The organism is Burkholderia sp. B10 (assembly GCF_004368385.1).
GTDB classification, from domain to species: Bacteria; Pseudomonadota; Gammaproteobacteria; order Burkholderiales; family Burkholderiaceae; genus Burkholderia; species Burkholderia vietnamiensis.
The window spans coordinates 169200-182752 of record NZ_PQMX01000003.1 but is presented as its reverse complement, the minus strand read 5'-3'; the positions used below and the strand labels follow the sequence as shown (position 1 = coordinate 182752).

Genomic DNA, 13553 nt, shown 5'->3' with positions numbered 1-13553 from the left:
ACGCGCGTTACTGCGCGCCCACCTTGCGCTGCAGCGCTTCCGCCATGCTCAGGTGATGCTTGAGCTTCGGCAGCGTGGCTTGCGCGAACGCGCGCAGTTGCGCGTCCTTGCCGTCGCGGGCCTCCGTTTCGAACAGCGCGATCGTCTTGCGGTGCGCTTCCGGGCCGGCCGCCCCGACATAAGCGGTGTCGAAGTCCTTGCCTTGCTTGCCGCGCAGCGCCTCGACGTCCGGGTCGGTCACCTGCTCGACCTGCGGCTTGATGCCCTTGCGCGCGGCGATCTGGTTCAGCTGCGCATTCGCCTTGCTGTGGTCGGCCACCATGCGCTTCGCGAACGCGCGCACGTCGGCCGACTTCGACTGCTTCAGCGCCAGCTGGCTCGCCTGCACTTCCGCCTTGCCGCCGATCGCGGCCTTGTCGACGAATTCCGCATCGGCGCCCTGGGGCGCCTTCGCCATGCCCGCGTCGCCGGCACCCGCGCCCGACGACGGATTGATCACGCCGCCCGGCACGTGCGAATTCGACGCGGGCGGCTCGCTCGGCATCTGTGCGTGCGCGAGCCCCGCTACCGCGAGCGCGCCCGCAGCGAGCGCCGCGGTCGTCCAGTTGGGTCGTTTCATGCGCTTTCTCCTTGTGTGGGGAACCGGTCAGCCGCCGACGATCGAGCCGCCGTTCGGATGCAAGGTCTGTCCCGTCATGTAGCTCGCGCCTTCCGAGGCGAGCAGGACGTAGCAGTCGATCAGTTCGTCGGGCTGGCCCGGCCGCTTGAGCGGCACGTTCGAGCCGAACTTCGACACCTGCTCGGCGCTGAAGGTCGACGGGATCAGCGGCGTCCAGATCGGCCCCGGCGCCACGGCGTTCACGCGGATGTCGCGCTCGGCCAGCTCGATCGACAGCGAGCGCGTGAACGCGACGATCGCGCCCTTGGTCGCCGAGTAGTCGGGCAGTTTCGGGCTACCGTGGTACGCGGTGACCGACGCCGTGTTGACGATGCGGCCGCCGCCCTTCATGTGCTGCAACGCCGCCTGCGTGCAGAAGATCATTCCGTACACGTTGGTGCGGAAGGTGCGCTCGAGCTGCTCCTCGGTCACGTCCTCGATGCCGGGCTGCGGATGCTGCTCGCCCGCGTTGTTCACCAGCACGTCGAGCCGGCCGAGCCGCTCCACGGTGCGCGCGACCGCGTCGCGCGCCTGTTGCCGGTCGCCGATGTCGCACGCGATCGCCTCGCAACGCCGGCCGGCCTGTTCGATGAGCCGCTTCGTGTGCGCGGCGTCGTCCGACTCGTTCAGATAGACGATCGCGACGTCCGCGCCTTCCTTCGCGAAACCGATCGCCACCGCGCGGCCGATCCCGCTGTCGCCGCCGGTGACGAGCGCGACCTTGCCGGCCAGCTTGCCGCTGCCGACGTAATCGGCCGCCTCGTCGCGCGGCTTCGGCTGCATGTCCCGCTCGCTGCCCGGCTGCTGCGTCTGCTTCTGGGGCGGCGGGGTGTGTGCCTGGGTCATGTATGCCTCCTTGATCGTGGGTGGAGAGCACGACGCAAGCCGCATGCCGCAGGCCGCCGCTCGTGCCGCACGGCCGCTCGCGGCCGTGCGCGCGCAGCGCGTCCCTGGATTGCAAGCGCGTGCAGAAACGGCATGGTCAGTGCGCGGCGTCCTGCGTCGTGCCGTCGGGCCGGCGCACCGGGTCGAAGTCGCGCCACTCGCCGTCCTGCCATTCGCCTTCGACGCACTCGATCGCCTGCGCGCCGGTCGCACGCAGCACGTCTTCGGCCGCCGCCGCGGTGGCGGCCGTCACGCGCGCGGCGAGGATCACGCCGCTCTCGGTCTGCTCGAGCGTGCCCTTGCCCTCGGCCTGCTCGCCGCGCATCCGTCCGAGCGCGCCGCCGAACGCGCCGAGATACGCGCCGGCCAGCGCACCGGCGACCGGCACGAACCAGTAGCGCAGACCGATCGCGTAAGCGATCAGGCCGACGATCACGCCGATCAGCATGCCGCGCAGCGCGCCGACCATCGCGCCGCGGCCGCCGGGCTTCGCGGCCGTATCGGCATACACGTCGCCGCCGATCGGATAGCGCGCGTGCTGTCCGCCCGGGTTCAGAAAGAAGATGGACACGTCGTCCGGTCCGAACGCGCGCTCGTAGAGGTGGCGCGCCCCACCTTCCGCTTCATCGAACGTCGTGAAGCGGCCTGCGACGATCATCGCCATGCTCGTGCTCCTCGTGACGGTAACGCGCCGTGCGCGCGCCGGCGCGCACGGCCGACGGCGGCGCTCACATCAGCCGCCCGAGTTCCTTCGACACCGATGCCGGCGTGGTGTACTCGCGATCGGGGATCTGCCGCAGCATCTCCAGCACCTGCTGGTCCGCATGCGAGCGCTCCGCGCACTGGACGACGTCGGCCTTGCTCGCCGGGTAGTCCATGCCCTTCAGCGCCTTCTGCACGTCGACCGGGCTCGGCGCCTTGCCGTGGCCGGTCTGATGGCCGCCCTTGTCGTGGTCCTGCTGCGTGCGCTCGCCTTCGTGCGCGCGCGAGTGGCTGTATTCGTGGCCGGTGTGTTGTCGGGATGACATGGAAACCTCCTTCGAAAGAAAAACACACTCCAGATCGATTACGCGGGCGTGCGCCGCGCACGCGCGAGCGCCGCGACCATCAGCGCGGCCGCGCCCAGCGCGACGGCGCCCGCGACCTTCGGACGCTGCACCACGGCGTTGTATGCGCAGCCGCGCAGCACCGGACCTTCCATTCCTTCGCGCTCGTGCAGCGCGTGGCGCGACTCGTACAGCGCGTTGTCGTCGCGCGGGCGTGCCGGGCGCACGGTGCGCTGGCCGCGCGAGAACAACGTGGCCGCGAGGCGATCGAACAGGCGCGGCGCGTGATACGCGCCCGCCGAGGCCAGCTTCGCGGCGCCGCCGACGAACAGCGTGCGGCGCGGATGCGCGGCCGCGAACAGGATCGCGTCGGCCACCAGCTCGGGGTCGTAGATCGGCGGCGGCAGCTTCGCCTCGACGTTCATGTAATTTTTCGCGTGCATCACGAACATCGTGTCCATCGCGGCCGGCTTGATCAGCGTGACGGATACCGGCAAGCGGTCCGACTCGAGCTCGAGCCGCAGCGAATCGGTGAAGCCCTTCACCGCGTGCTTCGACGCGACATACGCGCTCTGCAGCGGCAGCGGCGCGTCGGACGCCTCGCTGCCGAGGTTGATGATCGCGCCGCCATGAAAATCGCCCTTGCGCCGGAAATGGTCCGACGCGACGAGCGAGCCGTGCACGACGCCCCAGTAGTTCGTGTCGAACAGCCGCCGCTGATCCTCGAGCGGCACCGCGGCCGCGGTGCCGAAGATCGAGACGCCGGCGTTGTTGATCCACGTGTCGAAGCCGCCGTAGGTATCGACGGCCTGCGCGGCGGCGCGCTGCAGATCCTCGAGATTCGCGACGTCGCCCGCGACCGGCACCGCAAGGCCGCCGTGCTGGCGGATCTCGTCGCACAGCGTATTGAGCGCGTCGCCGTTGCGCGCGAACAGCACGAGCTTCGCGCCGCGGCGTGCCGCCTTGCGCGCGGTGACGAGGCCGATGCCGCTCGTCGCGCCCGTGATCACGATCGTCTGCTCGCCGACGGGTTTGAGCGTGCACTTCATAACACCTCCTGTTCCGTCGCGCCGATCACTTCGGGCGGATGGTCAACTGGTTGCGCACGTCGCGCACGCCGTCGATCTTCCTGACGACGTCGGCCGCCTGCCCGCGCTGCTGCTCGTCCGGCACGCTGCCGGTCAGCATCACGACGCCGCGGCGCGTCTTCACGTGGATGTCGGCGGCCGACAGGCCGCTCGTGCCGACCAGTTCGGCCTTCGCCTTGGTGGTGATGGTCGCGTCGTGAATCTTCGTCCCGGTGCTCGAATGGGACGACGACGACGCGGACGACGAAGCGGCGTCGTCGCCGGCGGCGAACGCGCTCGGCGCGACGACGGTGCAGGCGGCGGCAGCGGCGACGGCGATCGCCATGCCGAGACGCGTGCCCGCACGACGGCGCGCTCGCGGCGCGCCGGCTTGCAGCGGAAATACCTTCATCGTGACCTCCTTTCGTGAGCGCCGGCCTTGCCGGCTGGTATGCCGATGTCGCAAGTCGCGTGCCGCGCGCACGGCGCGGCTCGCGCGCGCGGCGCGCCGATCAGACGCCCTTTCATCCAAGCCGTTGTAATTTTTTCGGCGCCGATGCGGGCCGCTTCCCCCGCAAAGCGGCGGGCATGCCGATTGCCGGACAGGGATGCAACGGGGCCCACCGGCGCGGCCCCGACCTCGGGAGCATCACCATGCAAAGAATCGCGTTGATCAGTGAACATGCGTCGCCGCTGGGCGTCATCGGCGGCGTCGATGCGGGCGGCCAGAACATCTACGTCGCCAACGTCGCGAAGCAGTTGGCCGAACGCGGCCTCGACGTCGACGTCTACACGCGTTGCGACAATGCGCACCTGCCGGAGGTCGTGCAGATCGGCCCGCGCATGCGCGTGATCCACGTGCCGGCCGGTCCGCCGACCGATGTGCCGAAGGAGCGGCTGCTGCCGTACATGGGGGCGTTCGCCGATTACATGATCGCGCGCATGCGGCGCGAGCCCGACCCCGTCGACGTGATGCACGCGAATTTCTTCATGTCGGGCGAAGCCGGCCTGCGCGTGAAGAAGCGCCTCGGCATTCCGCTCGTCACGACCTTCCACGCGCTCGGCCGCGTGCGCCGGCTGCATCAGGGCGCGGCCGACGGCTTTCCCGACGCGCGCTTCAAGATCGAGGACACGCTCGCGCGCCGCTCCGACCGCCTGATCGCCGAATGCCCGCAGGACGCGCTCGACCTGACGACGCACTACCGTGCGGACGCGGCGCGCATCGAGATCGTGCCGTGCGGGTTCGATGCGCAGGAGTTTCGACCGGTGCCGCGCGCCGACGCGCGCACCCAGCTCGGCTGGCAGCAGGACGCGTTCGTCGTGTTGCAGCTCGGGCGTCTGGTGCCGCGCAAGGGCATCGACAACGTGATCGACGCGCTCGCGCGGATGCCGCGCGATCCGCAGCGGCCGACCCATCTCTACATCGTCGGCGGCAGCCAGGCCACGCCCGATCCGGCGCGCGACCCGGAACTCGCGCGACTCATGGCGCTCGCGCACGACAACGGTATCGCCGATCGCGTGACCTTCGTCGGCCGGCGCGACCGCGAGGCGCTGCACCTGTACTACAGCGCGGCCGACGTGTTCGTGACGACGCCGTGGTACGAGCCGTTCGGCATTACGCCGGTCGAGGCGATGGCGTGCGCGGCGGCGGTGATCGGCAGCGACGTCGGCGGCATCCGCACGACGGTGGACGACGGCGTCACCGGCTATCTGGTGCCGCCGCGCGACCCGGCCGCGCTCGCCGCGCGGCTCCTGCAGTTGCGCGCGCAACCGGATCTGTGCGCGGCGCTGGGCCGCGCCGGCTACCTGCGCGCGCATCGCTTCTACACGTGGCGCGGCGTGGCCGACCGCCTCGTCGACGTCTACCGCGACGTCGCGTATCCGCAGCGCGCCGGCACCGCCGCGACCCGCCGCACGCCGGTTTCCACCACGCCGGGCGTACTCGCGCACCGCAAGGAGAATGCATGATGAAGGGCTACGATCGCAAACGCGTACTCGTTACCGGCGGCGCGGGCTTTCTCGGTTCGCATCTGTGCGAGCGCCTGGTGACGGCCGGGCACGACGTGCTGTGCGTCGACAACTTCTACACGGGCGCGAAGGACAACATCGCGCACCTGCTCGATGCGCCAAATTTCGAGCTGATGCGTCACGACGTGACGTTTCCGCTGTACGTGGAAGTCGACGAGATCTACAACCTCGCGTGCCCGGCGTCGCCGGTGCACTATCAGCGCGACCCGGTGCAGACCACCAAGACCAGCGTGCATGGCGCGATCAATCTGCTCGGCCTCGCGAAGCGCGTGAAGGCGCGCATCCTGCAGGCGTCGACGAGCGAGGTGTACGGCGACCCCGACGTGCATCCGCAGGACGAGCGCTACTGCGGGCGCGTGAACCCGATCGGCGTGCGCGCGTGCTACGACGAAGGCAAGCGCTGCGCGGAAACGCTGTTCATGGACTATCACCGGCAGTACGGCGTCGACGTGCGGATCGCACGGATCTTCAACACGTACGGGCCGCGCATGCATCCGGCCGACGGCCGCGTCGTGTCGAACTTCCTCACCCAGGCGCTGGCCGGCAAGCCGTTGACCGTGTACGGCGACGGCACGCAGACGCGCTCGTTCTGCTACGTCGACGATCTGATCGACGCGCTGGTGCGGCTGATGGACGAGCCGGGCGATGCGTGCGAACCGGTGAATCTCGGCAGCGACGACGAAATCGCGATGCTCGGCATCGCGCGCGAAGTGGTGCGCGTCGTCGGCACGGACGTGGACATCGAGTTCTGCCCGTTGCCGTCCGACGATCCGCGCCAGCGCCGCCCCGATCTCGAAGCGGCGCGGCGGCGCCTCGGCTGGCGCGCGACGACGCCGCTCGCCACCGGGCTCGCGCACACGGCGCGCTACTTCATCCATCGGCAGGCCGCGCACCACGCGCCGGGCGAGCTGGTGCGCAGCACGCAGATCGCGTCGCACCTGCTCGCGCAGATCAGTACGCAGAACCGGCCGGCCACCCCGGCGTGAGCGGTGCGCAGCGATGCGGCGGCGACCGCGCGTCAGCGGTCTTGCTGCGTGACGTGTGCGATGGCGTGCGCGAGGTCGCGCACGTCGACGGGCTTGCACAGATAGCCGTCGAAGCCTGCATCGAGCGCGCGGCGCTCGTCGCCGAGGCCCGCATGCGCCGTCACCGCGAGCACGCGCGGATGGGACGTATCGACGCCGCCCGCGCCACGCCGGCGCAGCGCGTCGATCAGCCAGAAGCCGTCGCCGTCCGGCATCGCGAGGTCGGACAGCACGACGGTCGGCTGCAGCGTCGCGACGGCGTCGAGCGCGGCGCGGCCCGACACGGCGATGGCGACGACGGCGCCGAGCGTCGTCAGCGCGGCGGCGAGGCTGTCGCGCGTGGTCGCGTCGTCGTCGACGATCAGGATGCGCTGCGTGTCGAGCGCCGGCGCATCGCGCAGAACCTGTGTGACGCCCCACGCCATCGCGCCGATCGGCTGCCAGCCGGCCGGCAGCGTGACGGTGAAGGTCGCGCCGCGGTTGCGGCCCGCGCTGTCGACGCGGACCTCGCCGCCGTGCAGTTCGGCGATATGGCGCACGATCGACAGGCCGAGCCCGAGGCCGCGCCGCGGCGACGCGGGCGAACCGTCCGCGCGCCGGAACATGTCGAACACGTACGGGATGAACTCGCTCGCGATGCCCTGCCCGGTGTCGCCGACCGCGAGCACGGCGTGCGCGGCGTCATGCGTGAGCGTGACGGTCACGGCGCCGCCGGCCGGCGTGAACTTCAGCGCGTTCGACACGAGGTTCGACAGCATCTGGCGCAGCCGCTCCGCGTCGCCCGACACCACGCATGCGGTCGCCGTGCAATCGAACTCGAGTGCGATGCCGGCCGCCGACGCGGCGGTCTGGAACGCGCTCGTCGCGTCGGCGAACAGCCGCACGACGTCGACCGGCATCGCGTCGATCCGCAGCTTGCCGGTCGCGAGCGACGACGCGTCGAGGATGTCGCCCACCATGCGCGTGAGCGAATGCGCGCTGCGATCGATCGCGTCGATCGCCTGCTGCTGCAGCGCGTCGTCGCCGGCGCTGCGCAGCACCTCGACCCAGCCGTAGATCACGTTCAGCGGCGTGCGCAGCTCGTGCGACACGGTGGCGAGCAGTTCGTCCTTCAGGCGGTTCGACGTATCGGCCCGCTCGCGCGCGGTGCGCGCGCCCTGCAGCGAGCGCTGCGTCCGCAGATCGCGGCGGCGCTGCACGCGCGTCTCGCGCAGCGTCAGCGACAGCGCGACGCAGTTGCGCGCATCGCCGCGCACGGGGCACGCGGACACCGACGCGCGAAAGCGCCGGCCGTCGCGGCGCACGCACAGCACTTCGAGCGGGCCGATCGGCTCGCGCAGCGTCTCGAACGATACGGTGAGCGGGTAGCGCCGCAGCCAGCGCTGCGCGACCAGCGTGTCGAGCGCGCGTCCGTGCGCGTGGGCTTCGTCGTAGCCGAAGATCCGCTGCGCCGCGCCGTTCCAGCTGACGATGCGGCCCTGCGCGTCGATCCCGACGATCGCATCGGGCGACGCATCGACCACCGCGAGTTGCAGCCGCGACGTTTCGGCGGCTGCACGCTGCGCGAGCGCATCGCGCAGCACCAGCACGGCGCCGTCGACGTTGCCGTGCGCATCGGCAAGCGGACGCGCGATCTCGGCGATCGGCACCGGCGCGCTACCGCCTAGACGCTGCAGCCAGTGTTGATCGGACTGCGCGGAGACGCCGGCCAGCGCGCGGTCGAGCGCGGTGGTCGGCACGAGCCGCTCGTCGCGATCGAACAAGCGCACGACGTCGCGCACGGGCTCTTGCAGCGCGGCGCCCGAGGAGCAGCCGGTCAGCTCGGCCGCCGCCGCATTGAGGTAGGTCACGCGGCCTTGCGTGTCGGCCGCGATCACGCCGTGCGGGAGCGCGTCGAGGATCGCCTCGAGCCGCTCGCGCGCCGCGGCTTCGCGGCGGCGTGCTCGGTCGTTGGTGAGCCGCGTATCGCGCAGCATCGCCGCGACCGCGCACACCAGCACGCCGATCAGCATGAAGGCGCCGAGCCGCACCAGCCGCTCCGGCTGCGTCCCGGTATACGCGCCGGCATCGGACAGGAACAGCGTCCACACCAGCAGCCCGCTCGCCGCGGTCGATACGATGCCGAACACGAACGAGGTCGCCCACGCGGCGCCGGCCAGCATCGGGTAGTACAGCACCAGCGGCAGGTTCACGCCGCCGAAGCGGATCGCGAGCGCCTGCAACACCGTTGCGACCGCAACCAGCATCACGGCCGTCGCGTAATTTCCGGCCTGCGTCCTTGCAATATCGATCATCGGGGTCGCTCCTGCCGCGCTGCCGGCCGCCACGGCGCGCGTGAATACGGACGGGCACGCGGGATGCTGGCGCATGCTCGCCGGCGGGCGTCGCACGCCCGGCCGTTCATGTCCATCATCACGGAGGTTCCGAGTACATGACCGCTCCGACACGTTGGCTCGTCATCTCGCCGCATCTGGACGACGCCGTCTTCAGTTGCGGGCAGGCGATCGCGCAGGCGCCCGGCTCTGTCGTCGTGACCGTGTTCGCCGGCATCCCCGCACGCGATACGGCCGCGCCGCCGTGGGATCGGCGCGCGGGGTTTCGCAGCGCCGACGAAGCGGTGCGCGCGCGGCGCGACGAGGACCGCCGCGCGCTCGCGCTGCTCGACGCGCGGCCGGTGTGGCTGGATTTCTTCGACGATCAGTACGGCGCGCCGGCCGCAACCGCCGAGATCGCCGCACGGCTGACCGACACGCTCGACGCCCATCCGGGCTACGGCGTGCTCGCGCCGGCCGGCTTGTTCCATCGCGATCATCTGCAGGTGCAGCAGGCCGCGCTGTCGGTGCTGCACGACTTGCATGCGGCGGGCGACACGTCGCGTACATGGCGCTTCTACGAGGACGCGCCGTATCGGCGCATCGACGGGCTGATGTCGAAGCGCGTGTCCGAATGGCGCGAGCGCGGCTGGTTCGCGCGCCCTGTCGCCGCGCCGGCCGGCAACCGCAGCGACGGCGCGGCAGCGAAGGCCGCTGCGGTCGACGCATACCAGAGCCAGATTGCGCTGTTCGAGCCTCATATGCGCGCCGACCTCCGTGAACCGGAAACATACTGGCAACTCGAATGCGACAGCACGTCCGGATAACGCCCGCACGCACAGCGCTCGCGCCGCGCGAGCCGCGCGTGACCGCGGTGGTGCTCACCTACCGGCGCGCGGACGAACTCGCGCGCACGCTGGCGCGCCTCACCGCGCTGCCCGACCGTCCGGCGATCGTCGTGGTCGACAACGGTTCGGACGACGCGACCGCCGCACTCGTGCGCGAGCGCTTCGCGCACGTGACGCTCGTGCATGCGCCCGGCAACGTGGGCGCGTCCGGGCGCAACCTCGGCGTGGCCGTCGCGCGCACGCGCCACGTCGCGTTCTGCGACGACGATACGTGGTGGGCGCCCGGCTCGATTGCCGAGGCAGCAGACCTGCTCGACGCGTATCCGCACGTCGCGGCCGTCACCGCGCGCGTGCTGGTGGGCGCGGAAGAACGCGAGGACCCGACGTGCAAACTGATGGCCGATAGCCCGCTCGACGCGAGCGTCGCGCTGCCGGGGCGGCCGATCCTCGGGTTGCTGGCCGGCGCGACGGCATTCCGGCGCGATGCGTATCTGCGCGCGGGCGGCTATCACCCGCGCTACTTTCTCGGCGGCGAGGAAGCACTGCTCGCGCTCGACCTGTATCGCGCGGGCGCATGGCTCGTCTATGCGCCGCAGTTGACGGTTCATCATTACCCTTCGACGCAGCGCGACGCGCGCGCGCGGCGCAGCGTATCGACCCGCAACGACGTGTGGACCGCATGGCTCAGATGGCCGGCCGGCGCCGCGTTCGCGCATACCGTGCGCATGCTGCCGCGGCTGCGCCGCGAGCGCGGGATCCTGCCCGCGCTTGCCGGCCTGCCGTGGATCCTGCGCGAACGGCGTGCGATCCCGCCGCACGTCGAACGCATGCGGCGCCGCCTCGACGACGACGCGCGGCAGCGCGCACGTGCATGAGTGCGCCGGCGGTTGCATCAGGAGTCCGGCTTCTCCACCTCGCCTTCGAGTTGCGCGAGCCGGTTGTAGATCGTCTTCAGGCTGACGTCGAGCACTTCGGCCGCCTGCGCCTTCACACCGCCGCACTGCGCGATGGTGCCGAGGATCAGCTTGCGGTCGACCTCCTCGAGCGGCGTGCCGAACGGCACGGTCACGCGGTCGTCCTGCGAGTCGACCATGTTCGACAGCTCTTCCATGATCGGCGGCGGCAGGGTTTCGATCACGTCCGCATCGCTGAAGATGCTCGCGCGCTGCACGAAGTTGCGCAGCTCGCGCACGTTGCCGGGCCATGCGTAAGACTTCAACGCCTCGCGTGCGGCCGGCGCGAAGCGCAGGTTCCGTCCGCTTTCCTCGTTGTAGCGCTGCAGGAACGCATCGGCGAGCATCGAAATGTCGTCGCCGCGCTCGCGCAGCGACGGCAGCGGAATCGGAAACACGTTGATCCGGTGATAGAGGTCGGGCCGCAGCTTGCCGTCGGCCATCGCGGCTTCCGGGTCGCGGTTGGTGGCCGCGACGATGCGCACGTCGACGTCGATCTCGCGCGTCGAGCCGAGCCGCGTGACGCGGCCCGTCTCCAGCACGCGCAACAGCTTGACCTGCGATTCGAGCGGCATCTCGGTGATTTCGTCGAGGAACAGCGTGCCGCCGTCGGCGCGCTCGAAGAAGCCCTTGTGTTGCCGCTCCGCGCCGGTGAAGCTGCCGCGGTCGTGGCCGAACATTTCGCTTTCGACGAGATTCGCGGCGATCGCGCCGCAGTTCACCGCGAGGAACGGGCCGCGGCGGCGCAGGCTCAGATCGTGGACCGTCTGCGCGGCCAGCTCCTTGCCGGTGCCCGACTCGCCGGTGAGCAGCACCGACGCTTCGGTGCGCGCGACGCGGCCGATCGCATCGTAGACGGCCTGCATCGCCGGCGAGCTGCCGAGCATGCGGCCGAAGCGGCCGAGGCGCTGCAACTCCGAACGCAGTTCGGCGATCTCCTCGTGCAGCGCAGTGGTGCGCGGCACGCGCGCGAAGATGCTGTTCAGCCGCTGCATGTTGAGCGGCTTCACGAGGTAGTCGGTCGCGCCGCGACGCAATGCGTCGATCGCGGTTTCGAGGCTCGCGTGACCGGTGGTCAGCACGATTTCGCAATGCCCGCGCTTGGGCAATGCATCGAACAGATCCATCCCGTTGCCGTCGGGCAGCACGAGATCGCACAGCACGAGATCGGGGGTATGCGTCGAGACGAGCGTGCGCGCTTCTTCCAGCGTCGCGGCCGTGTCGCAGGTGAGCTGCTGCGCCTGCGCGAGCGCCGCGAGCATCGCGCGCGTATCGGCATCGTCTTCGACGATCAGCACATAAGGCATCGAAGCTCCTGGTGAGGCGGCCGGTAGAAATTCGACCGGAACCGCGGCGGGCGTGCGCTGCGAGTGCAACGCCGGGCACTCGGCGATGCGACCCGCATTGCATGCGAATAAATGGGAGTTTGTCCGCCATGACAAACGAGTGCTTAGCAGTATAGAAGAAGCGTGTCGCGCATTCGGCGATCATCGAATAAATCTATCTGTTTGCGAAACTCGCATTGCAATATTCAATCTATCGAGTGCGTCATAAACGGTATCCTTGACCCATAAAAAGCGACGTACACCATGTCACTTTTTCTGCATGCCTCGACGGTTTCGGTCAAAACTTCCCAAAGCGATAACACTTATGTCGAAATCCGACGATGACGGCACGCGACTGTTCGGCCGCTCGCAAACAATCCAGGATTTGTTGCATAAAATCTCGCGCGTGGCGGCCACGCGCGTCAGCGTGCTCGTAGTAGGCGAAAGCGGCGCCGGCAAGGACATCGTTGCGCGGCTCATTCACGACATGAGCCCGCGTCGGCGCGGGCCGTTCGTGCCGGTCAATTGCGGCGCGATTCCGAAAGATCTTGCGGAGTCGCATTTATTCGGTCACGAAAAAGGCAGTTTCACCGGCGCGGTCGCGCAACATGTCGGCATGTTCGAAGCCGCGCGCGGCGGCACGCTGTTTCTCGATGAAATCGCGGAAATGCCCGCGGAATTGCAAGTCAAATTGCTGCGCACGCTCGAAACCAACACGATCATGCGCGTCGGCGGTCATGAGCCGATTCCGCTCGACGTGCGGATCGTCGCGGCCACGCATCACGATCCGGTCGATGCCGTGCGCAGCGGCCGGCTGCGCGAAGACCTGTTCTACCGGATCGCGACGATCGCGCTGCACGTGCCCGCGCTGCGTCAGCGCGAGGACGACGTCGGCGACATCGCGGTGCAGATCATCGACCGGCTGAATGCGCGGCACCGCACGCGCAAGCGCCTGTCGATGCAGGCGATGAAGGCGCTGCGCGCCTATACGTGGCCCGGCAACGTGCGCGAGCTGCGCAACGCGCTGGAGCGCGCGTTCATCCTGGCCGACGAGCAGATCGAATTGCAGCTGCCGCGTCGCCAGCCGCCGCGCGAGGAAGTGCGTCACAACGCGATGACGCTGCACATCGGCGCGACGCTCGCGCATACGCAGCAGCGCTTCATCGTCGCGTCGCTGCGGCATTTCAACGGCGACAAGCCGCGCACCGCGAAGGCGCTCGGCATCAGCCTGAAGACGCTGTACAACCGCCTCGCGCTGTTGCCCGAGCACGAGCGCAATGCGGTGAGCGGCGGCGCGCCCGGCGCCGCGACGAGCGGCGCCGCCACGGCGGGCGGCTCGGCCGGCGCGTCGACAGGGTCGGCCGCATCGGCCGCCGCCGCGCCGCCGACCGCGGCAAGCCAGTAGC

General features: G+C 69.9%; 13 protein-coding genes. 5 read left to right on the top strand and 8 right to left on the bottom strand.

Features of this window, described 5'->3' with window-relative positions; all coding sequences use genetic code 11:
• Positions 1-7: 7 nt before the first annotated feature.
• The 6 genes from C3Y15_RS02875 to C3Y15_RS02850 all read right to left on the bottom strand — a co-directional run bounded on the left by C3Y15_RS02875 (position 8) and on the right by C3Y15_RS02850 (position 4068).
• Complete coding sequence (locus tag C3Y15_RS02875) at positions 8-619, bottom strand: DUF4142 domain-containing protein (protein ID WP_059460751.1); 612 nt, start codon at positions 617-619, stop codon at positions 8-10.
• A gap of 27 nt (positions 620-646) precedes the next feature.
• Entirely contained in the window at positions 647-1504 is an 858-nt protein-coding gene (locus C3Y15_RS02870) for an SDR family oxidoreductase (RefSeq protein WP_046428962.1), read from the bottom strand.
• A 136-nt stretch (positions 1505-1640) separates the two neighbouring features.
• A complete protein-coding gene (locus C3Y15_RS02865; RefSeq protein ID WP_059460752.1) occupies positions 1641-2207 on the bottom strand; it encodes a hypothetical protein in 567 nt (188 codons plus the stop codon).
• A gap of 64 nt (positions 2208-2271) precedes the next feature.
• Positions 2272-2571, bottom strand: a complete 300-nt coding sequence (locus C3Y15_RS02860; RefSeq protein WP_014725677.1) for a DUF2795 domain-containing protein — start codon at positions 2569-2571, stop codon at positions 2272-2274.
• Between the two features lie 38 nt (positions 2572-2609).
• Positions 2610-3638 carry an SDR family oxidoreductase gene (locus C3Y15_RS02855; protein WP_059550140.1) on the bottom strand — a complete coding sequence of 343 codons (1029 nt, stop codon included), beginning with the start codon at positions 3636-3638 and terminating at the stop codon, positions 2610-2612.
• 25 nt (positions 3639-3663) lie between these two features.
• Entirely contained in the window at positions 3664-4068 is a 405-nt protein-coding gene (locus C3Y15_RS02850; RefSeq protein ID WP_124259741.1) for a BON domain-containing protein, read from the bottom strand.
• A gap of 242 nt (positions 4069-4310) precedes the next feature.
• Between C3Y15_RS02850 and C3Y15_RS02845 the strand changes: the two genes are divergently transcribed.
• Entirely contained in the window at positions 4311-5624 is a 1314-nt protein-coding gene (locus C3Y15_RS02845; RefSeq protein WP_059459655.1) for a glycosyltransferase family 1 protein, read from the top strand.
• Positions 5624-6670: a UDP-glucuronic acid decarboxylase family protein gene (locus C3Y15_RS02840; RefSeq protein WP_124259744.1), complete on the top strand. Its 1047-nt coding sequence runs from the start codon at positions 5624-5626 to the stop codon at positions 6668-6670. The genes C3Y15_RS02845 and C3Y15_RS02840 overlap by 1 nt, the downstream gene beginning before the upstream one ends.
• A gap of 32 nt (positions 6671-6702) precedes the next feature.
• Here the strand turns inward: C3Y15_RS02840 and C3Y15_RS02835 are convergent, their stop codons facing one another.
• Entirely contained in the window at positions 6703-9003 is a 2301-nt protein-coding gene (locus C3Y15_RS02835; RefSeq protein WP_124259740.1) for an ATP-binding protein, read from the bottom strand.
• A gap of 137 nt (positions 9004-9140) precedes the next feature.
• Between C3Y15_RS02835 and C3Y15_RS02830 the strand changes: the two genes are divergently transcribed.
• Together C3Y15_RS02830 and C3Y15_RS02825 are read left to right on the top strand one after the other, a co-directional pair.
• Positions 9141-9848, top strand: coding sequence for a PIG-L family deacetylase (locus tag C3Y15_RS02830; RefSeq protein WP_059460756.1), 708 nt, complete (start codon positions 9141-9143; stop codon positions 9846-9848).
• The gene (locus tag C3Y15_RS02825) at positions 9827-10744 is read left to right on the top strand and encodes a glycosyltransferase (protein WP_059460757.1); all 918 of its coding nucleotides are present in this window, start codon (positions 9827-9829) and stop codon (positions 10742-10744) included. The genes C3Y15_RS02830 and C3Y15_RS02825 overlap by 22 nt, the downstream gene beginning before the upstream one ends.
• A 17-nt stretch (positions 10745-10761) precedes the next feature.
• Here the strand turns inward: C3Y15_RS02825 and C3Y15_RS02820 are convergent, their stop codons facing one another.
• Entirely contained in the window at positions 10762-12129 is a 1368-nt protein-coding gene (locus C3Y15_RS02820) for a sigma-54 dependent transcriptional regulator (protein WP_124259739.1), read from the bottom strand.
• 343 nt (positions 12130-12472) lie between these two features.
• Here C3Y15_RS02820 and C3Y15_RS02815 point away from each other — a divergent pair, with 343 nt between their 5' ends.
• Positions 12473-13552 carry a sigma-54 dependent transcriptional regulator gene (locus C3Y15_RS02815; protein WP_059460758.1) on the top strand — a complete coding sequence of 360 codons (1080 nt, stop codon included), beginning with the start codon at positions 12473-12475 and terminating at the stop codon, positions 13550-13552.
• The last annotated feature ends 1 nt before the right edge of the window (position 13553 follow it).

Bases quoted from the DNA above. Each gene is read 5' to 3' on its own strand.
- C3Y15_RS02840 (WP_124259744.1), top strand. From the start codon at position 5,624: ATGAAGGGCTACGATCGCAAACGCGTACTCGTTACCGGCGGCGCGGGC.
- C3Y15_RS02865 (WP_059460752.1), bottom strand. From the start codon at position 2,207: ATGGCGATGATCGTCGCAGGCCGCTTCACGACGTTCGATGAAGCGGAA.
- C3Y15_RS02875 (WP_059460751.1), bottom strand. From the start codon at position 619: ATGAAACGACCCAACTGGACGACCGCGGCGCTCGCTGCGGGCGCGCTC.
- C3Y15_RS02860 (WP_014725677.1), bottom strand. From the start codon at position 2,571: ATGTCATCCCGACAACACACCGGCCACGAATACAGCCACTCGCGCGCG.
- C3Y15_RS02845 (WP_059459655.1), top strand. From the start codon at position 4,311: ATGCAAAGAATCGCGTTGATCAGTGAACATGCGTCGCCGCTGGGCGTC.
- C3Y15_RS02870 (WP_046428962.1), bottom strand. From the start codon at position 1,504: ATGACCCAGGCACACACCCCGCCGCCCCAGAAGCAGACGCAGCAGCCG.
- C3Y15_RS02835 (WP_124259740.1), bottom strand. From the start codon at position 9,003: ATGATCGATATTGCAAGGACGCAGGCCGGAAATTACGCGACGGCCGTG.
- C3Y15_RS02815 (WP_059460758.1), top strand. From the start codon at position 12,473: ATGTCGAAATCCGACGATGACGGCACGCGACTGTTCGGCCGCTCGCAA.
- C3Y15_RS02850 (WP_124259741.1), bottom strand. From the start codon at position 4,068: ATGAAGGTATTTCCGCTGCAAGCCGGCGCGCCGCGAGCGCGCCGTCGT.
- C3Y15_RS02820 (WP_124259739.1), bottom strand. From the start codon at position 12,129: ATGCCTTATGTGCTGATCGTCGAAGACGATGCCGATACGCGCGCGATG.
- C3Y15_RS02825 (WP_059460757.1), top strand. From the start codon at position 9,827: ATGCGACAGCACGTCCGGATAACGCCCGCACGCACAGCGCTCGCGCCG.
- C3Y15_RS02830 (WP_059460756.1), top strand. From the start codon at position 9,141: ATGACCGCTCCGACACGTTGGCTCGTCATCTCGCCGCATCTGGACGAC.
- C3Y15_RS02855 (WP_059550140.1), bottom strand. From the start codon at position 3,638: ATGAAGTGCACGCTCAAACCCGTCGGCGAGCAGACGATCGTGATCACG.